1 protein-coding gene and 1 pseudogene are annotated in these 794 nt (G+C 35.3%); both read right to left on the bottom strand.

What is annotated here, in order from left to right:
• Positions 1–603: DUF6708 domain-containing protein (locus A9G45_RS02980; protein WP_065572360.1), on the bottom strand; the 603-nt coding region annotated here is incomplete at its 3' end.
• Positions 603–794 (bottom strand): annotated as a pseudogene (locus A9G45_RS14290) (hypothetical protein); the annotation flags it as partial. The pseudogene A9G45_RS14290 and the gene A9G45_RS02980, both read right to left, overlap by 1 nt.

Genomic DNA, 794 nt, shown 5'->3' with positions numbered 1-794 from the left:
GTCAATTACATTGGTGGTATTAGGCTCACATACCACACACTCTATACGGTAAGTTCTGACCATACCACCACCAGAAATCGGTGCCGATACTGAGGTCATTACCCCTTGAATATCTGCCCAATCAAACTCTTTCATTGTTATCTCTTTCACTCTAAATGGTGAACGAGTAAATGTTTTTAATGAACCAAAATATAAAAGAAAATGGTCATAAATATAAACTTTACCGGTTTTACGATTAAAACGGATTGGGCAATCCTCGGGAGCATAGAATAGATAGAAAACAAACTGTAAGAAGAAATATATTAGATAAAGGAATAATAGCCCAAGAGGTATAAATATAGGTTTCCCTTCAGTTTCAAAAATAATAATGTAAGATGCAACATATACTCCAAAAATCAGCAATAAAATAAGCATTATTAAACAAATAATCGTGGCCCAACGCGGAACCCACTCCCATCCTATTGTTCGCCGAGAAAATTCACAGTAATCATCATTAGCATAACGTAATTTTTTATTATTACTTAAATAATGGCGGGTTGTATAAACCCCTTTGTATAAATCTTCGCGCCATGCGGAAACTTGCGGTTGGTACTTTGATGGCATTATTTATTTCCTAACTGTTTATATTCGGCATCTATTTGTTGATATTCTTCAAGCGAGCTGGCTTTGGATTTTTTGTCGATTTCTTCTGGCCAATTGACTTTGATTGGCCAAGTAAAGTCTTCTTCTGGCATAAATTCGGCATCCAAATTATTATCAGAAAAAGCCATATAGCTATTTATCCACATCCATTC

Source organism: Gilliamella sp. HK2 (assembly GCF_001690265.1).
GTDB classification, from domain to species: Bacteria; Pseudomonadota; Gammaproteobacteria; order Enterobacterales; family Orbaceae; genus Gilliamella; species Gilliamella apicola_C.
The sequence above is the reverse complement of the archived record's forward strand: the minus strand, read 5'-3'. Positions and strand labels throughout refer to the sequence as shown.